The organism is Janibacter zhaoxuefangae, from assembly GCF_050271985.1.
GTDB lineage: Bacteria > Actinomycetota > Actinomycetes > Actinomycetales > Dermatophilaceae.
In genome coordinates this window covers 1,900,140-1,918,554 of the sequence record NZ_CP189849.1, presented here as the reverse complement: position 1 = coordinate 1,918,554, position 18,415 = coordinate 1,900,140, and the positions used below count along the sequence as shown (strand labels likewise).

Here is an 18,415-nt window from a genome sequence, read left to right as displayed (position 1 = left end):
CTCGTGTGCGCCGGCGCCGATGGTCAGGGGGTGTCGGTGAGGAAGTGCGTCTCGATCGCGGCCTGACCACGGGAGAGCTGATGCGCTGCGCGCGGCAACTCCTGGGTCGAGGCCTCGTGCCGGGCGCGGGCCGCCTCGAGCATGGTGTGCTCCCGCCCGACGACGACACCGTCCCGGACGAGTTCGACCAGGAGCTCGCGGTCATCCCCGTCGCCCTCCGGCAGTTCGCCGATGCCGAGGAGCTCGGCCTCTGCCATACCGTTGGCAGACCGGCGCCGCAGGGCGTACTTCCGCCCGCCGACGGAGATCTTGTCCTGCGACTTCTTGGCCACCCCGATCATCCTGCCGTCGTCGTCGGCGCGGGCCACGAGCTTGTAGACCATGCCCGCCGTCGGCGCCCCCGACCCGGTCACGAGCTGGGTGCCGACGCCGTACGCGTCGACCGGGCCGGCTGCCAGCGCGGCGATGGCGTACTCGTCCAGATCGGAGGTGACGACGATCTTCGTCTCCGTGGCGCCGAGCGCGTCGAGCTGGGCACGGACCTCCTGCGCCTGGATCAGGAGGTCACCCGAGTCGAGCCGCACCCCACCGAGGCCGGTGCCAGCGACCTCGACGGCGGTGGCGACCCCCTTCGTCACGTCGTAGGTGTCGACGAGCAGCGTCGTGCCGACGCCGAGCGAGTCGACCTGCGCGCGGAAGGCGCTCTCCTCGTCGTCGTGCAGGAGGGTGAAGGCGTGCGCGGCGGTGCCGGTCGTGGGCACGCCGTACGTGCGGCCGGCCTCGAGGTTCGAGGTCGACGTGAAGCCGGCGATGTGGGCGGCGCGGGCCGCGGCGACGGCCGCGCCGTCGTGGGTGCGGCGCGAGCCCATCTCGATGCACGGGCGCGTGCCCGCCGCGCCCGTCATCCTCGAGGCGGCCGACGCGATCGCGCTGTCGTGGTTGAGGATCGAGAGGATCATCGTCTCAAGGATGACCCCGTGGGCGAAGTCGGCCTCGACGACGAGGACGGGGGAGTAGGGGAAGTAGGCCTCACCCTCGGCGTAACCCCAGATGTTCCCGTCGAAGCGGTAGCAGGCCAGGAAGTCGAGGGTCTGCTCGTCGACGATGCTCCGCTCCCGCAGGAAGGCGATCTCGTCGTTGCCGAACCGGAACTGCTCGATCGCGTCGAGGACCCGGCCCGTGCCCGCGACGACGCCGTAGCGCCGCCCGTCGGGCAGGCGACGCGCGAAGGTCTCGAAGACGCACTGACGGGAGGCGGCGCCGGAGCGCAGTGCCGCCTCGAGCATCGTCAGCTCGTAGTGGTCCGTCAGCAGGGCAGTGGAGGTCACGTCAGCACCTTATGGTGGGAGGCGTGTCCATCGCTCCCGCCGAAGCCGACCTCGTTGTCCCGGAGGACGTCACGGAGGCTGATGTCCCGTGGATCACCCTCGTCTGGAACGACCCGGTCAACCTCATGTCCTATGTGACCTACGTCTTCGAGACCCATTTCGGCTATCCGCGTGCCAAGGCGGAACGGCTCATGCTCGACGTCCACGAGAAGGGTCGTGCCGTCGTCTCCCACGGACCCCGGGAGAAGATGGAGATCGACACCGAGGCACTGCAGGGCTACGGCCTGTGGGCGACCTTCCAGAAGGACATCTGATGGCGCACGCCTTCGAGCGTGACGGGGACCGGCTGGTCGCGCGACTCGACGCCCAGGAGCGGCAGATCGTCGCCGAACTGATGGAGCAGGTGCGCGAACTCATCGAGCCCGAGGGCTCACGCCCGCCACTGTCTCCGTCCGCGGGGACCGGGGACGACCCCTTCGACGCCATCGTCGCCGGACTCGGCGGCAGCTTCGGCGTGAGCGTCTCCGCCGAGGATCAGCGGCCCGACCCGGTCGTGCCCGACTCGCCCGCGGACCTGCCGGGGCGGGACTTCGGCCTCGAGCGCCAGCGGGACCCGGCGCTCGACCGACTCTTCCCCGCCGGCAACCGCGAGGACGAGCAGGTCGCCTCGGAGTACCGGCGGCTCACCGAGCCGGGACTGCGCTCGCGGAAGGTCGCCAACCTCGACGTTGCGCTCGCGGCCCTGGACGCAGCGGCGGACTCGCCCACGGACGAGGTCGTGGTCGACGTGGCCCGTGCCCCGCAGTTCCTCATCGCCCTCACCGACGTCCGACTCGTCATGGGGGACCGCCTCGGGCTGCGCACCGACGACGACGCCGATCGGATCGAGGCGGCGCTGGCGGATGCCGACGACGACGACCCGACCGTTTTCGCGATGGCCGTCTACGACTTCCTGACCTGGCTGCAGGAGACCCTGACCCTCGCCCTGACCCGACAGGTGTGACGGAGCCGACGCGGCGGGGATGCGGCGCCTCGGCCGGGGCGTCCTAAGGTTGCCAGCGTGGTTGACGCGCCGATCGGGATCTTCGACTCCGGCTACGGAGGGCTGACGGTGGCGCGCGCCGTCCTCGATCAGCTGCCACACGAGTCGATCGCCTACCTCGGTGACACCGCTCGGGCGCCCTACGGTCCGCGGCCGATCGCCGAGAGTCGCCAGTTCGCCCTGGAGTGTCTCGATCGCCTCGTCGATCACGGCGTCAAGGCCCTCGTCATCGCCTGCAACACGGCCAGCGCCGCCGTCCTGCACGACGCGCGTGAGCGCTACGACGTCCCCGTCGTCGAGGTCATCCGGCCCGCTGTGCGGCGCGCGGCCGCGGCCACCCGGGCGGACCGTGTCGGCGTCATCTCGACCGTCGGCACCCACCAGTCCCAGGCCTACGTCGACCTCTTCGCCGCGGCCCCGCACGTGCAGGTCACGAGCCAGCCGTGCCCGCGGTTCGTCGAGTTCGTCGAGGCCGGGGTGACGGGTGGCAGCGAGCTCATCGCCGTGGCCCGGCAGTACCTCGAGCCGGTCATCGCGGCCGGCGTCGACACCCTCGTGCTCGGTTGCACGCACTACCCGCTGCTCACCGGTGTCATCTCCTACGTCATGGGTGACACCGTCACGCTCGTCTCCTCCGCCGAGGAGACGGCCAAGGACCTCTACCGGGTCCTGGCCGACCGCGACGAACTGCGTCCGGACTCGCTCCCGGCGCCGTCGCACGGCTTCTCGACCACGGGCGACCCGGACGAGTTCCGGCGCCTGGCCCGTCGCTTCCTCGGTCCCGAGGTCGTCGACGTCCACGGCAACCTGGGGGACGGATGGACCTGACGATCGTCGGCTGCTCGGGGTCCTTCCCCGGCCCCAACTCCGCCGCGTCCAGCTACCTCGTGACCGCCGAGCACGAAGGTCGCCCCTTCCGGATCCTCCTCGATCTGGGCAGCGGCGCCCTCGGGTCGCTCCAGCGGCACGTGGACCCCGCGGAGGTCGACGCCGTCCTCATCAGCCATCTGCACCCCGACCACTGCCTCGATCTCACCGGTCTCTACGTCACCCGCAAGTACCGGCCGGAGGGGCCGCTCGAGCAGCGTTTGCCCGTCTACGGTCCGCAGGGCACCGCCGACCGGCTCGCGGCCGCCTACGAGGGCATCGACGAGGCGGGGATGACGCGCGAATTCGACTTCCGCCGGATCGTCGACGGGCTGTCGATCCATGTCGGCCCCTTCGTCATCACGCCCGTGCTCGTCAACCACCCCGTCGAGGCCTACGGCTTCCGGGTGGAGGCCTACGGCGTCACGCTCGCCTACAGCGGTGACACCGACACGTGCGAGGCGCTCGGCCGCCTCTTCGGCGGAGCCGACCTCGTCCTGAGCGACTCCGCCTTCGTCGACGGGCGCGACGAGACAGCGGGCATCCACCTCAGTGGTCGCCGCGCTGCCGAGGCGGCCGTCGCCGCCGGGGGAGTGCGGCGCCTCATGCTGACGCACATCCCGGCGTGGAACGACCCGGAGGTGTGCCGCGCCCAGGCGCAGGACGTGTGGCCCGGCACCGTCGAGCTCGCGGTAGCGGGGGAGACCCACACCCTCTGAGCCGGGCGGCGTCGCGAGCGCCCAGGCGAGGCGGATCAGCGGCGGGTCGAGACGGTCACGGTGAACTTCGCGTTGCGTCCCGCCTGACGGGTGCGACCGACGATCTTGGCCAGCGCTCCCTTGTGGTCGAGGTGCGAGTTGTAGACGCACCAGAGCTCGCCACCGGGGCGCAGGACGCGGGCGGCGTGCTCGAAGAGGCGCGGGGCGATGTCGGGGGCGACGGCCGCGCCCGCGTGGAACGGCGGGTTGAGCACGATGAGGTCGGCGCTCGCGTCCGGCTGTGACGCGAGCCCGTTGTCGCGCACGACCCGGACCCGCTCGCCGACACCATTGGCCGCGGCCGTGGCGGTGGCCGACGCGACGGCGGCGCTGGACTGGTCGGTGGCGATGACGCGACTGTCGGGGCGGGCGAGGGCGAGGCTCGTGGCGAGTACGCCGCTGCCACAGCCGAGGTCGATGGCCGTGTCGGCGGCGCGCATCTGCGGCTCGAAGGTGAGCAGGTGCCGGGTGCCGATGTCGAGGCCGGTGCCGGCGAAGACCCCGCCGTGGGCGACGACGGCGAGGTCGCCGTGACGCTCGGTGCGGGGCCAGTCGAGGGTGCTCGTCGGGAGGGGCTCGGCCGCGTGGAGGACACGTGACTTCTGCTGCGCGAGGCTGACGTCGATGCGCGCGAAGTGGCGAGCGAGCACGTCGTTCATGGTGCGCGACATGTGCTTGAGGCGGCCGCCGGCGACGACGCGGACCTCCGGGTGGGCGTGCGCCGCGACGTGCGCCGCGATCTCGTCGAGGGCGTCCAACGAGCGGGGGAGTTGGAGCAGCACGAGGCGGGCGCCGGCGAGGAGGTCGGCGCCGAGGGGGTGATGGGTGAAGCCGGTCAGCCCGAGCGTCTCGGCGTTGGCGGCCAGGGCGAGTTCGCCGGTCAGTTCGTCCTGGTGGACCCGCACATGGTCGACGCCGCCGGCGAGGGCCGCGAGAGTGAGGGCGCCGTGGCGGTCACCGATGACGACGACGTCGGCGGGCAGTTGCCCGGGGGCGGCACCGAGTCCCAAGCCCTCGGCCTCGGCGAGCACGAGCCGGTCGGTGGCGTCGTGCGCGAGCAGCGAGGGCGCCTCGATGTCGGGCCGGCGGCCGAGCCGGGGGGCGATGTCGGCGAGGGCTGCGGAGGGGGTGGGGTTCACGTGGTCGGGCACCCGGCGAGCCTACGGCCCGGACGTCGAGTGATGGACCGCCGCGGCTTCGCGGGCCTGACGTGTATGTCGCGTTCGCCGGCCAAGCGCGAGCGCCTGTGGACAACTCAAGTTGCCGGTCGGTCGATTCTTGGCAGGATCGGGAAGGTACAAAACGGACTGCTCCGCAGGGGGAGCGGTCGCCAAGGGGGAATCGTCGCGATGGAAGCCGTGCAGACGGTCGAGCACGAGGTGCGGGAACTGATCCGCCGATCGGGCCTCGATCCGGTCCGTGACACCGGCGAGGTCAACCAACTCGTGCGTGACGCCGCCCTCGACTACGACGAGCGCTCGATCCACGGTGGACTGCCCCGGCTGGGCAACATCGAGGACACCGTGAAGGCCGTCATGGACGTCGTGGCCGGATTCGGTCCGCTCCAGAAGTACTTCGACGACCCGACCGTCGAGGAGATCTGGGTCAACAGCCCGAGCCAGGTGTTCGTCGCGAGGGGCGGCGTCGCTGAACTGACGACGACGATCCTCACGGCCGACGGGGTGCGCGACCTCGTCGAGCGGATGCTCAAGTCCAGCGGTCGCCGCGTGGACCTGAGTTCCCCCTTCGTCGATGCCGTCCTCGCCGACGGCTCGCGCCTGCACGTCGTCATCCCGGACATCACCCGCGCGCACTGGGCGGTCAACATCCGCAAGTTCGTCGTCAAGGCGGACTCCATGGACGACCTCGTGCGGCTGGGAACGCTGACCCCGCAGGCGGCCCGCTTCCTCGAGGCCGCTGTGGTCGCCGGCCTCAACATCCTCGTGGCCGGGGGCACCCAGGCCGGCAAGACGACGATGCTCAACTGCCTCAGCTCGGCCATTCCGCCGCGCGAGCGGGTCGTCACCTGCGAGGAGGTCTTCGAGTTGAAGCTCCCCCTGCGTGACGTCGCGGCGATGCAGTGTCGGCAGCCGAGCCTCGAGGGGACGGGCGAGGTTCCGCTCCGTCGCCTCGTCAAGGAGGCCCTGCGGATGCGGCCCTCGCGGATCATCGTCGGCGAGGTCCGCCAGGCCGAGAGTCTCGACCTGCTGATCGCCCTCAACAGCGGCCTGCCGGGGATGGCGACCATCCACGCCAACAGCGCCCGCGAGGCGATCACGAAGATGTGCACCCTGCCGCTGCTCGCCGGGGAGAACGTGGGGTCGCGCTTCGTCGTCCCGACGGTGGCTGGCTCCATCGACCTCGTCGTGCATGCGGCGCTCGAACGTGACGGCGTCCGGCGTATCCGGGAAATCGCCGCCGTGCCCGGCCGCGCCGAGGGAGACGTCATCGAGATCGCCGACCTCTTCGTCCGTCGCAACGGCGAACTCATGCGGGCCGACGGGTTCCCGCCGCACGTGGACCGCTTCGAGGCGGCTGGCTACGACGTCGCCGCGCTGCTGGCGCCGGAGTGATCTCGTGCTGACCCTCCTGCCCGGCCTCCTCCTCGGCGCCGGACTCTTCCTCGTCTACTGGTCCTTCTGGCCGCGTCCCGTGCCGGCCGCCGCCGCGGAGGGGCAGGCCCGACGCCCGAGCGTCGAGGACCGGATCACGGACGCCCTCGTCCAGGCCGGGTACGAGAGCATCGGTGCTCGGACGCTGTTGACCGCCTGCGTCATCGCCTTCGTCCTCGTCTTCCTCTTGTTCTTCCTCATGACGAAGGTCGCGGCCATCGCCGCGTGCTTCGCCGCCATGGCGGCGTGGGCTCCGATCGCGCTCATGCGCATGCGAGCCCGCCGGCGCCGGGCCTCATTGCGCGACCTGTGGCCCGACGCGGTCGACAACATCACCTCCGCGGTCCGCGCGGGGCTGGCCCTGCCCGAGGCGCTGGCCCAGTTGGCCCATCGCGGTCCCGAGGACCTCCGGCCGGCCTTCGCCGACTTCGCCCACGACTACCGCACCACCGGCAGGTTCAACGACTGCCTCGACCGTCTGAAGGACCGTCTGGCGGATCCCGTCGGCGACCGGCTCATCGAGTCCCTGCGCATCGCCCGCGAGGTGGGCGGTTCGGATCTCGGCCTCTTGCTCCGCACGCTGTCCGTCTTCCTCCGCGAGGACGCCCGGACGCGGTCCGAGCTGGAGACCCGGCAGTCGTGGACGGTGAACGCGGCGCGGTTGGCGGTGGCCGCGCCGTGGATCGTCCTCGCGATGATGAGCACCCGAGGGGACGCGGTCCGCGCCTACTCGTCCGGTGCCGGCGCGCTCGTCCTGGCCGTCGGGGCGGCGGCGTCGATCATCGCCTACCGCCTCATGCTCTGGATCGGGCGGCTCAGCGAGGACCGGAGGGTGCTGCGATGAGCGATCTGCTCGCAGATCTCGGTCTCGGCCGCTCCGGTGCACTGCTCGGATTCATCGGCGGTCTGGGCCTGCTGTTGATCCTGCGCGGTCTGCCTCGACATCGCCGGATCACCCTCGAGGACCGCCTCGCCCCGTACCTCGTCGACACGCCACGACCCTCGACCCTCCTCCAGCGGCCGACCGTCGGCACCTCCTCGGCACTCGGCGTCCTTGCCGCGCCGGTCATCGCCGATCTCGGCCGCTGGGTCGAACGGATGCTGGGTGGCGCGGACTCGGTGCGGCGCCGACTGCTCCGCGCGGGACACGAGCCGGACGTCGAACGCTTCCGTGCTCAACAGGTGTTGTGGGGTCTCGTCGGGGCCGTCGGTGCGGCACTGGTCGGTGCCGTCGTCGTCGCGGCTCGCGGTACGTCGCCGGTGATCCTCGTCCTGTTGACGGGGCTGGGGCTGGCCGGGGGCGTGGTCCTCAAGGACCAGTCCCTCTCGCGGGACGCCACGAAGCGTGAAGCGCAGATGCTCGCCGAGTTCCCCACCATCGCCGAGCTGCTCGCGTTGGCCGTCAGCGCGGGCGAAGGGGCGGTCGGTGCGCTCGACAGGGTCGTCCGACTCTCCCACGGAGAGCTGTCGAGCGAGCTCGGCCGCTGCCTCGCGGATGCCCGTGCGGGGGCCAATCTGCCCACCGCGCTCCAGGGCCTCGCGGACCGCACGGGGCTGGCGAGCCTCGCCCGGTTCGTCGACGGCATGATCGTCGCGGTCGAACGCGGGACCCCGCTTGCGGAAGTGCTGCGCGCCCAGGCGCAGGACGTGCGCGAGGAGGGGCGGCGTGCCGTGATGGAGGAGGGCGGCAAGAAGGAGATCGCGATGATGATTCCGGTCGTCTTCCTGGTGCTGCCCATCACCGTCCTCTTCGCCCTCTTCCCCGGTTTCCAGTTCTTCACCTTCCGGATGTGAGGCCGAGCCACGACACGAGACATCTCCGCTGCCAGACACCGATCAGGTCACCCACCGATCCACATCCGACACAGCACCACCCCTTCAGAGAGGCAACAATCATGAACGTGCTCATCACGGCCCACACCCGGGTCCTGCACACCCTGTCCCGACCCGACGGCGAGCGCGGCGACGTCCCCGGCTGGGTCCTCATCACCATCATGACGGCCGGACTTGTCACGCTCATCTGGGCGCTGGCCGGCAATGCCTTCCAGACGATGTTCAACAACGCGATGAGCTCGGTCACCGGGCCGAAGTGAGTCGGGGGGACGACCGCGAACGGGGAAGCGCGGTCGCCGAGTTCGCCATGGTCGCCGCGCTGTTGAGCGTCCTCTTCCTCGGGGTCCTCCAGGTCGCCTTCACGATGCACGTGCGCAACACACTCATCTCGTGTGCGGCGGAAGGCGCCCGCTATGGCGCCCGGCTCGGTTCGAGTCCGGCCGAGGGGGCTGACCGGACGAGGGAGCTCATCGCGGCCTCGCTCGCCGACTCGTATGCCTCCGGCGTCAGCGCGGGGACCGGCGTGGCGGGCGGCGTCGAGGTCGTCGTCGTGCGGGTCCACGCGCCCGTCCCGGTCCTGGGCATCTACGGCGTGGGCGCCGACTTTGATCTCGTCGGGCGTGCGTTCCAGGAGGGGCAGTGACGGCTCTGACGACGACGAGAGCGACCACAACGACGACAACGACGACAACGTGGCTGCGAGCACGCTGGGCCCGGTTGTTCGGCGAAGGGGGCCGCGAATCCGGTTCTGCCATCGTCGAGTTCATCGTCCTGGCCGTCGTCCTCCTCATCCCGCTCGTGTACCTCGTTCTCGCCCTGGCCCGGGTTCAGGCCGGGAGCTACGCCGTGACGCAGGCCGCCCGCGAGGCCGGCCGCACCTTCATCACGGCCGGCTCCGAGCCGGAGGCGCGCCAACGCGCCGCCGCGGCTGCGGAACTCGCCTTCGCGGATCAGGGCTTCGGGGGCGCCGGGGAGCTGACGCTCGCCTGCGCAGCCACGCCCTGTCTGACCCCGCAGTCGGACGTCATGGCGACGGCGACGGTCGTGGTGCCGCTCCCCTTCGTGCCCGACATCGCCGCCGGGGCTCTGCCCCTGTCGGTGCCGATCACCGCGACCCAGGTCTCGGTCGTCCCGCGCTACGTGGGGGTCACGCCGTGACGACCCGCCTGACGTCCCGCCGTGCCGAGACGGGGGCGATCACCCCGCTCATCATCGGCCTCGTCGTCGTCACCATGCTGGCGATCGTCGTCGGCATCGGGGTGACGTCGGCGCACCTCGCTCGAATGCGTCTGCTTGACGCGGCGGACTCGGCCGCGCTGGACGCCGCCGACGCGGCCCGCGACTCCCTCTACGGGGAGCAGGTGCCCCAGGACGGGCTCGCCCTCACCGACGAGGAGGTCGTGGGGGAGGCCGCGGCGTACCTCGGCCGTCGGGGGCTTCCGCCCGGCATCGCCTCGTGGGACCTCGCTCCGGGCACCGGGGTCGCCGACGGGGACACCGCCGTCGTCGTTCTCACCGGCGTCGCGCCGATCCCGCTCGTCAGTTCGGTACTGCCCGGTACCGCCGGGAGTGTGACGATCACCGTCCAGTCCAGAGCGCGCGCGACGATCGAATGAGGGCGGACGTGCCTCGCCGCCCGCCGGGAGGACCCGGCGGGCGGCGAGGGTGGATCACTTCGGGGCGACGACGAGGTTCAGCTCGTTGCCCTGCTTCGAGGAGCTGACGACGCGCACGGTCGTGCCAGTCTTCGGCACGTCGACGCTGTACCAGCCCGGCTCGTAACGGCCGGCGTGGCTGCCGGTCGCGGCGTGCTCGTCGGCGTTGAACCACCACGACTTCGTGTCGTCGAAGACCGGCACCGCCGGCTTCGACGGGATCGTGGTCTCCATGCCGGCGTTGTGCACCGTGGTCTCATCCGTCGCCTCGAGCCCGAAGGTCGAGTCGGCCGAGAGGAACCGCGGCCGCAGCAGCGTCCCGTCCGACCAGTGACTGAAGTCCGGGTGCGCGTCGACGGGCAGGATCAGGCCCGCGCCGGGGTGGTCGCCGACGTTGTTGTCCGCCTGCGACGTGTCCCAGTACGAGACCAGGAGGCCGTTCTGGTACGGGAACGTCTCGACCCAGTCCGGCTTCTCCGGGGAGAACCCGAAGTTGTAGGCGGTCTTCAGCGACGCGTCGTAGCCGTCGTACTGACGGTTCTCGGCGACGTAGGCGTTGAAGAACGTCTGGGTCTCCGTGCCGGTCGTCTCCACGAACCCGTCGAAGGTCCACCCTTCGTCCGTCTCGGCCGTGCCGATGAGCGTGCCGTCGAGCGCCACGTCGTCGACGAGCAGGCCGGGCTCGGTGGCGGCGACGTCGGTCCAGTAGCGGAACCGGACCTGGGTCGTGCCCGCAGGCAGCGTGCCGGTCAGGTCGACCCACGCCCCGGCCGAGCTGCCGGTGATGCCGTGGCCCTGGTTCTGCTCGTTCGGGTTCGTCGACGTCGACACGTTCGTCTGCACCGGCGTCCACGTCGCGCCATCCGGCGAGGCCTCGAGGTAGGCGTAGTCCCAGTCGGCCTCGATCTGGTAGCTCACCTTCGCCGTGAGCGTCCCGGGCGTGGCCGCGTGCGTCATCGACGTCTCGAGCTCGTCACCGGCGGTGCTCCAGTACATCCGCTCGCCGGCATAGGGCGTGCCGAGGGACTGGGGCACCTCCTTGTCGGGGAGGACGACGAAGAGGGCCTGGGCCTTCTTCGTCGCTGGGACGTTGGAGCCGAGGGAGTGCGACGAGCGCTTGCCCGCCGTGGCGACGTCATAGAAGGCGCCACTCGAGCCCTGCGGCGAGAGCCAACCGAGCTGGAAGAGCTCCCACGCACCGAGGTCGGTGGGGGCGTCGCCGATGCCGTCGGGGGAGCCGTCGCCGATGTTCGAGCCGGACGACATGAGGGTCCAGAAGGCCGTGCTGTTCTCCGCGCCACCGGTGTTGCCGGAGGTGTCGTAGAGGTCCGGCAGGCCGAGGTCGTGGCCGAACTCGTGCGCGAAGACACCGAGCCCGCCGTTCTCCGGCTGCATCGTGTAGTCGTAGACCCAGATGCCCGTGGAGTTGTTCGGCACGAGGTCGCTCTGGACGATGCCGGAGTTGGTGCCGACGTCCACGCCGACGCCGTACGGGCCGCCCGACTGGAGGTTCGTCGACCAGCGGTGGCTCCAGATGGCGTCGGTGCCCTGGTGCGGGTCACCGGCCGCCTCGTCGCCGCCCGCGTGCACGATCTGGAAGTGGTCGATGACGCCGTCGGGCTCGGCGAAGTTGCCGTCACCGTCGATGTCGTAGCGGTCCTGCTGGTCGAAGGTCTTGAGGTAGTCCGTCACCTCGGCGAGGGCCTTGCCCTCGTCGAGCTGCTGCTGCACCCAGACCGCGAGGGCGTCGCGCACGAGGGCCTTGCTCGTGGCGCAGACGATGCCGCCGCAGTAGTTGCGGCCGTAGAGCGCCTCGTTGAAGGGGACCTTCACCCACTCGGTGACGTCACCCTCGACGGAGTAACGCCCCGAGGACTGGCGCTCGTAGTACGTGGCCATGCGGTTGAAGTACATGTCCTCGTAGTGCGCCTGGTTGTAGTCGGACTGCCACAGGGTCGAGTTGTCGATCGAGCGGTCCGGCTCCGGGATCTCGTTGTGCAGCGGACCGGTCACGTCGGTCGCGCTGCCGTCCGGCGGCGGACCCTGGAAGGTCGGGCTGGAGTACTGCTCGTCACCGAACTCCACGAGGAGGGTGAAGATCCGGTCCGTGCCCTCGCGCTCGAGCTCGACGTACTGCCCCTTGCCGAGCTTGGCGACGGAGCCCTGCGCGGACTTGTCGCCCCGGAGCCGCTTCTCGAGCGCCTTCTGCCGCATGGCGTCCTGCTTGATCGCCATCGGGTTGCGCAGGTTGTCGGAGACGTTCTTGTACGTGCTGTTGCCCTGGTCCTTGCCCTGATCGGGTGTGGCCTGAGACGGGGCCGCGACGGCGACTGCGCCGATCGCGAGGGTCGTGGCGGCGAGCAGGCCGGTGAGCCGTCGCCTCCTGCCGAGCAGTGACTGACTCACGTGAACCATCCCTTGTCGATGAACACTGTCCCTGCGCGGCGGAGGGGGAGCGGAGGCTACGAGCGCCGCGGGCGCATTGGACGAAGTCAAAGCCTCGTCCGGCTCCGACAGCGGACACGCGCTCGCTTCGTTATGCGGTTGTGACCTCAAAGTGCAGGGATCGTCCAGTTCCGCATGGGTCAGGACATGACGAAGGGGGCAGATCGGGACATGCGTCCCGACCCGCCCCCTTCGCTCAGGCGGTACTGCCGTGTCCGGTCAGACTCAGCGCTGGGTGTCCCACCACGCGCCGTCGACGTTGATCCCGGCAACGGCCGGGTCGTGGTCCGAGGACGCGAAGGCGGACGTCGTGTAGAAGTCCGTCACGTTGTAGTTGCGGCGGGAGTACTGCATGGCGATCGACTCGTCGCCGTTGATGTCCCAGATGCCCGCGCCCGTGACGAGCGCCTTCGCCTTGTCGTTGACGAAGATGTGGTCCAGGGAGCCGAGGCGACCGCTGAACTGGTAGCTCGCGGACTCCGGCTCGAACTCCTTGACGATGTTCGTGAAGCCGCCGGCCTCGATGATCTGGACCGGGGTTTCCTTGGCGTAGGCGTTGAAGTCACCCGTGAGGAAGACCGCCTCGTCCGCCCAGTTCTGGTCGACCCACGTCGTCAGCGCGCGGGCCTGGGCCTCGCGGGACGGGTTGGAGTTGCCCTGGCCGGTGCCGTCGTCCTCGCCGGAACCCTTCGACTTGAAGTGGTTGGTGATGGTCGTGAACTTCGTGGCGGAGTTGCGCGCCTGCCAGTCCTGCGCGAGCGGGTACCGAGCGTTGGCGAAGGCCTCGTCGAGCAGGATCGTCGACGCGCCCTTCGTCTTCACGAGGTCCGGGTTGTAGATGTAGGCCGTGCGGATGACGTCCTCGTTGTCGGCGTTGACGACCGGCGAGGCCGCGTAGGCCCAGTTGCCGCCCGCGGCGTTGAGCTCGCCGACGAACTCGGCGAGGGCGTAGTCGCGCTCGTGGTTGATCCACGTCAGGCCGGCCGAGTTCTCGATCTCGGAGAGGGCGACGATGCCGGAGTCGAGCGAGTTGACGGCCGTGATGAGCTTCGCCTTCTGGTCGGCGAAGGCGGCGTCGGTCCACGCGCCGCGGACCTCGCAGAAGTCCGTCGCGACGGGCTTGCCGTCGCGGTCGGCGAAGTAGTCGCAGTGCTTGAACTCGTTCTCGTCGACGCCGAGGTCGGTGAAGTAGTTCAGGACGTTGAAGGAGGCCAGTCGCACGTCGCCGCCGACGGCGGGCACGGTCTCCTCGCGGTCGTTCTCGGTCACCAGCGGGTCGTCCGAGTCGGTCGCGCCGACGATCTGACCGGTGGGCTGGTAGTTCCAGCCGAAGCGGTAGTCGAGGACGACGGGCTTGGCGAAGGTGACCTGCGAGCCCGTGCGCATCGGCTCGTCCTGCGAGAGCCACGGCAGGGGAGAGTCCTGCGCCGTCGCGTTCGTCATGTAGTTCCAGCTCGCGCCGTCGTCGAGGAGGATCTCCTTGGCCTTGTTGGCGGCCTCGTAGGCGACGGCCTCCGGGCCGGGGGCCACGACGTCGGTGGCCTGGTAGAGCGGCTTGTCGCCGGGGGTCAGGCCGAGCGTGCCGAACTGGTTGAGGCTGTAGTTGTTCGTGATCGTGTGCGTGCCGACCGGCAGGACGAGCTGGCCCTCGAGGGCCTCCTTCTCGGTGGTGCTCGGCACGGCGGCGAGCTCGACCGGCGCGACGGGGGCGCAATCGGTCGCGGGCGTCAGCGTGACGTCGGCCAGCTCGGTGAGGCTGCTGAACTCCTTGACCGTGCCGGTGACGGTGTAGCAGTCACCGATGGTGACGTCGGTCGTGCCGTAGACGAAGACGCCGTCCGAGGCGCCCGGGGTGGCGTCGGTGGCGCCGCCGGAACCGGGGGTCTGCAGGTAGAAGCCGTTGAAGCCGCCGGTCGGGTAGTTCGCGGTGACGACGCCCGTCGTCTCGACGACCTTGCCCGCGAGCGGGGAGGCCGTGCCGGCGCCCTGGATCTCGGCGATGGTGGCCTTCGTCGCGGCCTCCTCGTCGCCGCCGCCGCCCGTGCCGCCGCTGGCGACCGGCGTCGGGGCGCCCACGGCGAAGTCGGCCGCGTTGTTGTCGGTGTCGTCGAGGCTCTTGCGGGCGACCGACGTCGTGTTGCTCGTGCCCGCGGCCGGGGCGCCCTCGAACTTGGTCGTGGACGATCCCCAGCCGACGAGGTCGACGGTCACGCCGTCCTTGACGAGCGCGACGGTGCCGGCGCTGCCACTCATGGCGGCGGTGCAGACGGCGTCCGGCGTCGGCAGCGGCTGGGTGCCGCCGGTGCCCTTGGCCTGCTGGATGAGGAAGGAGGAGCCCGCGGCGATCGACGTGCCGGTCAGCGAGCACGTGTTGCCGAGGTTGCCGCTCGCGGAGAAGTACTGCACCGTGTAGCCGTCAAGCGAGATCGGGGCGCCGGTCGGGTTGTTGAGCTCGACGAAGTCGTTCGTCAGCGTGGCTCCGGAGTTGCCACCGCCGCCGTAGGCCTCGGTGATGATGACGTGGGTGGCGGCCGCGTTGGCCGGCAGGGCGACGACGCCGGTGAGCGCGAGGGCCGCGGTGGTGCCGAGCGCGAGCCCGATGGGGCCGCGCCTCCCGAGGGAGCGGACTGACATGGTTGAGCCTTTCCTTCAAGCATGAGTGGAGGGCGCCGACACGGCACCGCCCCCGAACCTATTCATGTCGGGACGTCCGAAACGGGAATAGGGGGTTAACAATTCGCACCGTCGGCGTCGGCACCTAGGCTGACCGCGTGACCGAGCCCACCCCGCAGACCGATCCCGATCGCCCCGTGACGGGGGAGGCTGGCGACGCCGACCCCGTGGGGACGAGCGCCGACGCCCACCACGACCACCACGTCGCGCCGGCCCCAGCCGTGCGGGCACAGCTCTCGCCGACCCTGTCCCTGCTCCTGGGACTCGGCGCCGCGACCATCGCCATCGGTGGTCTGCGGTCCATCGGGACCATCGTGGCCCCGACCTTCCTCGCCCTGACCCTCCTCATCGCCGTGTATCCGGTCTACCGCTGGGTGTCCCGCCACGTCCCGAAGGTGGTGGCCGGCCTCGTCCTGATCGTGCTCCTCTACGGGATCATCGCGGCCCTCTTCGCCTCGCTCGGGATCGCCGTGGGGCGGCTCATCGACGTCCTGCCCAACTACAGCGCCGAGTTCAACGACCTCGTGACGAACGCCGAGAAGATGCTCGCGGACCGTGGCATCGACCAGACGCAGATCGACGAGTTCTGGAAGAACTTCGACCTCAAGAACCTCATCGGCATCGGACAGGCCATCGCCGGGTACCTCTCCGGGATGGGCTCGGCGCTGCTCCTCATCCTCACCGTGATGATCTTCCTGACGATGGACGCCCTGGGTTTCCCGCGGACGCTCGGCGCCATCCACTCCTACAAGCCGGACGTGGCCGATGCGCTCGTCGACTTCGGTGAGCGCGTGCGCAAGTACTGGGTGGTCTCGACGATCTTCGGCGCGATCGTCGCGGTGCTCGACATCATCGCCCTGCAGATCATCGGCGTGCCGCTCGCCTTCACCTTCGGGCTCGTGGCCTTCGTGACGAACTACATCCCCAACGTGGGCTTCGTGCTCGGCCTCGTGCCGCCGGCGCTGCTGGCGCTCCTCGATGGCGGGGTCGGGCCCATGGTCACCGTGATCATCGTCTTCTCGGTGGTCAACTTCGTCATCCAGTCGATTCTCCAGCCGAAGTTCACCGGTGACGCCGTGGGCATCAACGCGACGACGTCCTTCCTGTCGCTCATGTTCTGGGCCTACGTCTTCGGGGCCCTGGGCGCGCTGCTCGCGATCCCGCTGACCCTCTTCGTCAAGTCGTTGCTCATCGACCGCGACCCGCGGGCGACCTGGGTCGGCCAGTTCGTGACCAACAGCCCGAAGGTGGCCGAGCGCGCGGCGCCCTCGCCCTGAGTCGCGACGTGGTCCCGGTGACCCTCAGCCGGTGACGCTCAGCCGGTGATTAGCAGCCAGGCGATCACGAGCATGACGAGCGCGACGACGCCGTCGATGACCCGCCACGTCGAGGGCCGGCCGAGCGGCCCGGCCAGGGCTCGCGCGCCGAGGCCCAGCGCCGGGAACCACAGGGCGCTCGCCGCTGCCGCGCCCAAGGCGAACCACCAGCGTGCGTCCCCGTGCGAGGCCGCGAGGGTGCCCACCATGAGGACCGTATCGAGGTAGACGTGGGGGTTGAGGAAGGTGAGGGCGAGGGTCGTCGCCAACACCGAGCCGCGTGAGACGGGCTCCTGGGCGGTCAGCGCCTGCGGGGCCAGGGCCGAGCGGATGGACCTGATGGCGAACCACACGAGATAGGCCGCGCCGAGCCAGCGCACGACCGTCAGTGCCGTGGGGTGACTGCTGACGATGGCCCCCACACCGGCGGTGCCGATGACGATGAGGACGGCGTCGGCCAGGGCGCACACGCCGACGACGAGCCACACGTGCTCGCGACGGATGCCCTGACGCAGGACGAAGGCGTTCTGCGCCCCGATCGCGATGATCAGCGACAGGCCGGTCAGGGCGCCGGCCACCATCACCCCGACGGTGCTGGTCGTGGCGAGGGGCAGCGGTCCGAGGGTGAGCACGTGGCGACGGTAGAGTGCCTCCTTGTGGCTGTCGACTTCGTCTCAGAGATCCAGAACCTCCGCACGACCATGAGTCAGGTGCGTGAGGTGACCGACGTGAGCGCGCTCGAGGCGCAGATCAAGGACCTCGAGGACCAGTCGGCCGACCCGCACCTGTGGGACGACCAGGAGAAGGCGCAGCAGGTCAACTCGGCGCTGTCCCGCGCCAAGGCGGAGCACGACCGCATCATCGGCATGGACGCCCGCATCGACGACCTTGAGACCCTCGTGGAGATGGCCGTCGAGGAGAGCGACGCGGACACCCTCGCCGAGGCCGAATCCGAGCTCGAGTCGGTCCGCAAGGCCGTCGGCGAGCTCGAGGTGCGCACCCTGCTCAGTGGCGAGTACGACGAGCGGGCCGCGGTCGTCACGATCCGCGCCGGCGCCGGTGGCGTCGACGCCGCCGACTTCGCCGAGATGCTCCTGCGCATGTACCTGCGCTGGGCCGAGCGCCACGGTTACCCGACCAAGGTCATGGACACCTCGTACGCCGAGGAGGCGGGGCTGAAGTCCGCGACCTTCGAGATCAACGTGCCCTACGCCTACGGCAACCTCTCCGTCGAGGCCGGCACGCACCGCCTCGTCCGGATCAGCCCCTTCGACAACCAGGGTCGTCGTCAGACCTCCTTTGCCGCCGTCGAGGTCATCCCGCTCATCGAGCAGACGGACTCGGTCGAGATCCCCGAGAACGAGATCAAGGTCGACGTCTTCCGCAGCTCCGGGCCCGGTGGTCAGTCGGTCAACACGACGGACTCGGCCGTGCGCATGACGCACATCCCGACCGGCATCGTCGTCTCGATGCAGAACGAGAAGTCGCAGATCCAGAACCGCGCCGCCGCGCTGCGCGTGCTCCAGTCGCGACTGCTCCTCCAGAAGAAGGCGGAGGAGGCGGCCGAGCGCAAGGAGCTCGCCGGCGACATCAAGGCGAGCTGGGGCGACCAGATGCGCTCCTACGTGCTCAACCCGTACCAGATGGTCAAGGACCTCCGGACGGAGCAGGAGACGGGCAACCCCACGGCCGTCTTCGACGGCGAGATCGACAGCTTCATCGAGGCCGGGATCCGCTGGCGCCTGGCCGCGGCGAAGGCCGCCGCCGGGGAGTGAGCCCGCGCGGCCGGGTCTGGTGCGTCGGCGCCTGAGCGCGACTTCGAGGCGACTTCTGCGGTAGACACGTGGTGAGGGGTGCCACGAGGGTGCCCCGCGAGCAGGAGGAGC

At 70.3% G+C, this 18,415-nt stretch carries 18 protein-coding genes; 13 read left to right on the top strand and 5 right to left on the bottom strand.

The genetic code is table 11. The features are described 5' to 3' along the window. Positions 1–23: 23 nt before the first annotated feature. Positions 24–1,286 carry a nicotinate phosphoribosyltransferase gene (locus ACQBAS_RS09050; RefSeq protein WP_427385612.1) on the bottom strand — a complete coding sequence of 421 codons (1,263 nt, stop codon included), beginning with the start codon at positions 1,284–1,286 and terminating at the stop codon, positions 24–26. A 65-nt stretch (positions 1,287–1,351) separates the two neighbouring features. Here ACQBAS_RS09050 and clpS point away from each other — a divergent pair, with 65 nt between their 5' ends. From clpS to ACQBAS_RS09030, 4 genes are read left to right on the top strand one after another with little or no spacing between them, the layout of a single operon-like run. Next, a complete protein-coding gene (gene clpS / locus ACQBAS_RS09045; protein WP_427383471.1) occupies positions 1,352–1,642 on the top strand; it encodes an ATP-dependent Clp protease adapter ClpS in 291 nt (96 codons plus the stop codon). Continuing rightward, positions 1,642–2,331: a DUF2017 family protein gene (locus tag ACQBAS_RS09040; protein WP_427383470.1), complete on the top strand. Its 690-nt coding sequence runs from the start codon at positions 1,642–1,644 to the stop codon at positions 2,329–2,331. Before clpS ends, ACQBAS_RS09040 begins: the two co-directional genes overlap by 1 nt. Positions 2,332–2,388: 57 nt before the next feature. Next, positions 2,389–3,198: a glutamate racemase gene (gene murI / locus ACQBAS_RS09035; RefSeq protein WP_427383469.1), complete on the top strand. Its 810-nt coding sequence runs from the start codon at positions 2,389–2,391 to the stop codon at positions 3,196–3,198. Beyond that, complete coding sequence (locus ACQBAS_RS09030; protein ID WP_427383468.1) at positions 3,189–3,956, top strand: MBL fold metallo-hydrolase; 768 nt, start codon at positions 3,189–3,191, stop codon at positions 3,954–3,956. The genes murI and ACQBAS_RS09030 overlap by 10 nt, the downstream gene beginning before the upstream one ends. 35 nt (positions 3,957–3,991) lie before the next feature. On the opposite strand, the gene ACQBAS_RS09025 is transcribed toward ACQBAS_RS09030, so the two are convergent. Next, positions 3,992–5,146, bottom strand: coding sequence for a class I SAM-dependent methyltransferase (locus tag ACQBAS_RS09025; RefSeq protein ID WP_427383467.1), 1,155 nt, complete (start codon positions 5,144–5,146; stop codon positions 3,992–3,994). A 198-nt stretch (positions 5,147–5,344) separates the two neighbouring features. Between ACQBAS_RS09025 and ACQBAS_RS09020 the strand changes: the two genes are divergently transcribed. From ACQBAS_RS09020 to ACQBAS_RS08990, 7 genes are all read left to right on the top strand, one after another. Then, entirely contained in the window at positions 5,345–6,568 is a 1,224-nt protein-coding gene (locus ACQBAS_RS09020) for a CpaF family protein (protein WP_427383466.1), read from the top strand. Between the two features lie 4 nt (positions 6,569–6,572). Further along, positions 6,573–7,451 (top strand): type II secretion system F family protein, encoded by an 879-nt coding sequence (locus ACQBAS_RS09015; RefSeq protein WP_427383465.1) that lies wholly within the window; start codon positions 6,573–6,575, stop codon positions 7,449–7,451. Continuing rightward, positions 7,448–8,401, top strand: coding sequence for a type II secretion system F family protein (locus tag ACQBAS_RS09010; RefSeq protein ID WP_427383464.1), 954 nt, complete (start codon positions 7,448–7,450; stop codon positions 8,399–8,401). The genes ACQBAS_RS09015 and ACQBAS_RS09010 overlap by 4 nt, the downstream gene beginning before the upstream one ends. 101 nt (positions 8,402–8,502) lie before the next feature. Beyond that, complete coding sequence (locus ACQBAS_RS09005; protein WP_427383463.1) at positions 8,503–8,700, top strand: hypothetical protein; 198 nt, start codon at positions 8,503–8,505, stop codon at positions 8,698–8,700. Then, positions 8,697–9,083 (top strand): TadE family protein, encoded by a 387-nt coding sequence (locus ACQBAS_RS09000; protein WP_427383462.1) that lies wholly within the window; start codon positions 8,697–8,699, stop codon positions 9,081–9,083. Before ACQBAS_RS09005 ends, ACQBAS_RS09000 begins: the two co-directional genes overlap by 4 nt. Then, positions 9,080–9,598 carry a TadE/TadG family type IV pilus assembly protein gene (locus ACQBAS_RS08995; RefSeq protein WP_427383461.1) on the top strand — a complete coding sequence of 173 codons (519 nt, stop codon included), beginning with the start codon at positions 9,080–9,082 and terminating at the stop codon, positions 9,596–9,598. The genes ACQBAS_RS09000 and ACQBAS_RS08995 overlap by 4 nt, the downstream gene beginning before the upstream one ends. Next, positions 9,595–10,056, top strand: coding sequence for a pilus assembly protein TadG-related protein (locus tag ACQBAS_RS08990; RefSeq protein WP_427383460.1), 462 nt, complete (start codon positions 9,595–9,597; stop codon positions 10,054–10,056). Before ACQBAS_RS08995 ends, ACQBAS_RS08990 begins: the two co-directional genes overlap by 4 nt. A 54-nt stretch (positions 10,057–10,110) precedes the next feature. Here ACQBAS_RS08990 and ACQBAS_RS08985 read toward each other — a convergent pair whose 3' ends face one another. Both ACQBAS_RS08985 and ACQBAS_RS08980 read right to left on the bottom strand, forming a co-directional pair. Beyond that, positions 10,111–12,510, bottom strand: a complete 2,400-nt coding sequence (locus tag ACQBAS_RS08985; RefSeq protein ID WP_427383459.1) for an immune inhibitor A domain-containing protein — start codon at positions 12,508–12,510, stop codon at positions 10,111–10,113. A gap of 255 nt (positions 12,511–12,765) precedes the next feature. Next, positions 12,766–15,174 carry an ExeM/NucH family extracellular endonuclease gene (locus tag ACQBAS_RS08980; protein ID WP_427383458.1) on the bottom strand — a complete coding sequence of 803 codons (2,409 nt, stop codon included), beginning with the start codon at positions 15,172–15,174 and terminating at the stop codon, positions 12,766–12,768. A 137-nt stretch (positions 15,175–15,311) separates the two neighbouring features. Between ACQBAS_RS08980 and ACQBAS_RS08975 the strand changes: the two genes are divergently transcribed. Next, positions 15,312–16,490 carry an AI-2E family transporter gene (locus tag ACQBAS_RS08975; RefSeq protein ID WP_427383457.1) on the top strand — a complete coding sequence of 393 codons (1,179 nt, stop codon included), beginning with the start codon at positions 15,312–15,314 and terminating at the stop codon, positions 16,488–16,490. 38 nt (positions 16,491–16,528) lie between these two features. On the opposite strand, the gene ACQBAS_RS08970 is transcribed toward ACQBAS_RS08975, so the two are convergent. Further along, a complete protein-coding gene (locus tag ACQBAS_RS08970) occupies positions 16,529–17,110 on the bottom strand; it encodes a LysE/ArgO family amino acid transporter (protein ID WP_427385611.1) in 582 nt (193 codons plus the stop codon). Positions 17,111–17,185: 75 nt separating this feature from the next. On the opposite strand from ACQBAS_RS08970, the gene prfB reads away from it, so the two are divergent. Continuing rightward, entirely contained in the window at positions 17,186–18,304 is a 1,119-nt protein-coding gene (prfB, locus tag ACQBAS_RS08965) for a peptide chain release factor 2 (RefSeq protein ID WP_427383456.1), read from the top strand. Positions 18,305–18,415: the final 111 nt, after the last annotated feature.